The following is a 4,219-nucleotide window of genomic DNA, read 5'->3' as shown; positions in this document are numbered from 1 at the left end:
GGGCCCTGCCCGGCCCGCCGCCGAGGGCGGTCAGGTGCCGACCGGCTCCCGCTCGCGTTCCTGCTGCGGGTCAGGCACCTGCGCCGCCGCCTGGGCGTCGATGTGCTTGCGCAGGCTGTCGCCCTCCACATCGACGTTCGGGAGGATGCGGTCGAGCCACTTCGGCAGCCACCAGGCCGACTTGCCCAGCAGCGCGAGCACCGCCGGGACCAGCGCCATGCGGACCACGAACGCGTCCAGGAACACCGCCGCAGCCAGGCCGAAGCCGATCATCTTGATCATCGAGTCGGTCGCCCCGATGAAGCCCGCGAACACCGCGATCATGATGATCGCCGCGGCCGTCACCACGCGTGCGCCGTGCTTGAATCCGCTGACCACCGACTCGCGCGCCGACTGGCCGTGCACGAACGCCTCGCGCATCCCGGTGACCAGGAACACCTCGTAGTCCATCGCGAGTCCGAACACCACGCCGACCAGGAAGATCGGCATCATGCTCATGATCGGGCCGGTCTGCTCCACCCCGAACAGCTCGTTCAGCCAGCCGTACTGGAACACCATGACCACCGCACCGAGCGCCGCGGTGACCGACAGGAGGAACCCGAGCGCCGCCTTGAGCGGCACCAGGATCGACCGGAACACCGCGATCAGCAGCAGGAACGCCAGGCCGACGACCAGCAGCAGGTACGGCACCAGCGCGTCGTTCAGCTTCTCCGAGAAGTCGATGTTCAGCGCCGGGGTGCCGCCGACCAGCGTCTTGGCACCGGTCTGCGCCTCGGCGCCCTTGACCACGTCGCGGATGTCGTGCACCAGCGTCTCGGTCTTCGGGTCGCTCGGCTTCGTCGTCGGCGTGACCTGCATCGTCGCCAGCGTGCCGGCCTCGTTCAGGTTCACCGCGCCGACCGACGCGACGCCCTTGCCGCTCAGCGTCAGCACCTGCTGGCGCACCGCGTCCGCCGCGGCCTCGGGACCACCGGGACCGGTGGCGCCCGCGGTGTCCACGACCAGCAGCAGCGGGCCGTTGAAGCCGGGGCCGAAGCTGTCGGCCAGGATGTCGTACGCCTGCCGCTGCGTCGTGCTGGTCGGCTTGGCGCTGTCGTCCGGCAGCCCCAGGTTCATGCTCGCGGCCGGCAGCGCGACCGCGCCCAGGCCGACGATGGTGCCCAGCAGCACCACGACGGGGTGCCGCAGCACGAACCGGGCCCAACGCGAGCCCATGTTCGGCTTCTCCGCGGCGGGCGCGGCGTGCGACGACTGCGCGGCGGCGCGCTTGCGCTCCTTGCGCCCGAAGATGCGCTTTCCGGCGAAGCCGAGCAGCGCGGGCACGAAGGTGAGCGCCACCAGCACGGCGATGACCACGGTGAACGCCGCCGCGAGACCCATCTCGGTGAGCACCGGGATGTTGACCACGGCCAGACCGGCCAGCGCGATGACGACCGTCAGACCCGCGAACACCACCGCGGAACCCGCGGTGCCGACCGCGCGTCCGGCGGCTTCCTCCGGATCGCGGCCGAGCCTGAGCTCGCTGCGGAAGCGGGACACGATGAACAGCGCGTAGTCGATGCCGACCGCCAGGCCGATCATCATCGCCAGCGTGGACGTGCTCTCCGACAGGTCGAAGATGCCGGCCACCGCGGTGATCCCGGCGATGCCGACGCCGACCCCGAGGATCGCGGTGAGCAGCGGCAGCCCGGCGGCGATCATGGCGCCGAAGGTGATCGCGAGCACCACCGCGGCGACCGCGATGCCGATGATCTCGCCGTTGCCGACGCTGGTCTCCGCCTCCAGGGCGTCACCGCCGACCTCGACGGTCAGCCCGGCCGCCTGGCCCTGCTTGACCGCGTCCTCAAGGGTGTCACGTGTCGAGTCCTTCAGGATGTCGGCACCGACCAGGTAGTCCACGGTCGCGTACGCCGTCGTCCCGTCCGCGCTCACCGTCGCCGTGGAGTAGGGGTCGGAGATGTCGGCTATCTCGGGAGTGTTGTCCAGCGCGCCGATCGTCTTGTCGACGGCCGCGCGGTTCTGCGGGTCGTCGATGCGGGTGCCGTCGGGGGCCTGGAACACGACGCGCGCGGTGGCACCGCCGCCGCCGGCGTCCGGGCTGCGCTCCTCCAGCAGGTCTATCGCCTTCTGCGCCTCGATCCCGGGGATCGAGAACGGCTTGGTGGCGGGCTTCGACGCGGTCGCGGCACCGACCCCGACGGCGACGAGGATCGCCATCCAGATCAGCAGGGCGAGGCGCCTTCGGCGGAACGTCAGCCGTCCGAGTCGGTACAGGAGAGTTGCCATGGGAATGGACTCCGGGTCGGTCGAGAGCGAGCGGGCGCGATACGAGGCGTGCGGGACCGGCCCGGACAGCACATGCCTGCTGTCGGGCGGAAACACGAGGCGGAAAACGGCATGCCGAGGCCGTGGCAGCGGTCACACCGGCAAAAGGAGCGCGACGGCCCGAAGTGGCGGGGCGGACTCACCACGTTGCGCGGGAGTCCCGGTCGTCCCCACCGCGGCCGATCGCCGGGAGGTTCGGTCAGGGGAAAGAGCGGACGGTCATGGATCGGATCGTTCTGATACCGAAAAGTATTCCGTCCCGATCCCCGGAAAAGCTCCTTCGGTGGGCCCGAAGTCCAGTACTACGAGGGGCGTACAAATACAAGATCCTGCTACCCCCGCACGTCCGCCGATCGTCGCCTGGGTGTACACCCCCGCGAGGAGCGTCGGAGAGGAAACCCGGACACACCGGGCAACCCACCGAACCGCGATGACGCCAGGCGGCCCCCGCCGTCCCTCGGACCGGACTGCCACCGAACGACGCGCGCAGCAAGGTGCTTTCCCCGCCGTCCCTCACCCACCCCGCCGCGCAACGGCGCCGACCCCATGCGGCAGGACAGATCGGGGTGGGGCACGAGCGGGAAGGGGGCACGGAGGGCGCGCGAGTCGGGAGGTGACGCGCGGCGCCGGCAAGGCTGCGCGGCTGCGACGGCTTACGACCGACCGAACGACGGACGGGCCATGGCAAGAGTGCCCGCGATGATCCCCCGCGTGGGTGCCCGGCGCTTCCGTACGCACCCGGCCCTCTTGCGTTGCCGACCGCCAGCGCTTGCACAGCGGGGAAGGGAGTCAGGCAGAGCGGGCGAGTTGGCGGCATGCGGCTCTCGGAACGGCCGGTGCGCTGTCGGGTGCGTGTGGCGGTCTCGCCGGGGCAGCCGCTCCTCGTCTACGCACTCGGCTCTCCTGCGTCGCCGACCGCAGGCGCCTGCAAGGCGGGATGGGGGACGCGGAGGACCGCCAGGCAGGGCGGCAAACGATGGTGTGGCGAGAGCCGCCCGGGTGGGGGCGGCTCTCGCGGGGGGTCTCCGGGTTAGGGGGCGGTGCGGCGGAAGGTCGTGGTGCGGTGTTCGGGCTCGGTGTCGAGCTTGGGGATGATGTGTCGGCCGAAGAGGCGGATGGTCTCCAGGGTGCNCTCTCGCGGGGGGTCTCCGGGTTAGGGGGCGGTGCGGCGGAAGGTCGTGGTGCGGTGTTCGGGCTCGGTGTCGAGCTTGGGGATGATGTGTCGGCCGAAGAGGCGGATGGTCTCCAGGGTGCCTTCGGGGGTGTCGGGGCCGAGGCCGAGGACCAGTTGGTCGACGCCGGCGGACTCGTACGCCTTGACGGCCTTGAGGGCGCTGTCGGGGTCGCCGACGATCATCGCGCCGGCGTCGGCGGCGAACTCCACCATCTCGGCGTTGATGTCCGGGATGACCTCGGGCCAGCGCGGCAGCCCCTCCGGGTGCGGGAACGTGTCGTGGTAGCGGTAGACGTTGCTGACGAGGTACGTCGTACGGGCGTCGACCGCGCGCTGCACGGCCCGCCTGCGGTCCTCGTCGACGAAGCCGGTCGACACGCACAGCACGTTGTCGTTGACGAAGGCCCCCACCGGCTCCGCGTCGCGGATCGCCCGCTTGTACCCGGCGGTGAGCTTCTCGGCCTGCTCGATATCGCCGATCGAGAAGCCCAGCACGCCGAGGCCCATGCGCGCGGCCATCTCGTACGAGGGCGGGCTGCCCGCCGCGTACCACATCGCGGGGTGCCCGCCGCCGTACGGCTTGGGGAGGATCTTGCGGGGTGGGAGGGACCAGTAGCGGCCGTCGTAGCCGGGGTATTCGTCGTTGAGCCACATCTTGGGGAATTCGCGGATGACGTCTTCCCAGATGTCCTTGGTCTGGTTCATGTCCTCGATGCCGGG

At 70.7% G+C, this 4,219-nt stretch carries 2 protein-coding genes; both read right to left on the bottom strand.

The genetic code is table 11. The features are described 5' to 3' along the window. Positions 1-30 precede the first annotated feature (30 nt). On the bottom strand, positions 31-2,286 hold the full coding sequence (locus tag ACRX5S_RS40485) for an MMPL family transporter (RefSeq protein WP_436778305.1): 2,256 nt from the start codon (positions 2,284-2,286) through the stop codon (positions 31-33). Between the two features lie 1,192 nt (positions 2,287-3,478). Beyond that, the coding region (locus ACRX5S_RS40480) for an LLM class flavin-dependent oxidoreductase (protein ID WP_436778304.1) at positions 3,479-4,219 on the bottom strand (741 nt) is incomplete at its 5' end.

It is taken from the genome of Yinghuangia sp. YIM S09857, from assembly GCF_051388915.1.
Taxonomy (GTDB): Bacteria; Actinomycetota; Actinomycetes; order Streptomycetales; family Streptomycetaceae; genus Yinghuangia.
The sequence above is the reverse complement of the archived record's forward strand: the minus strand, read 5'-3'. Positions and strand labels throughout refer to the sequence as shown.

Coding starts and splice junctions, on each gene's coding strand:
- ACRX5S_RS40485 (WP_436778305.1), bottom strand. CDS start 2,286: ATGGCAACTCTCCTGTACCGACTCGGACGGCTGACGTTCCGCCGAAGG.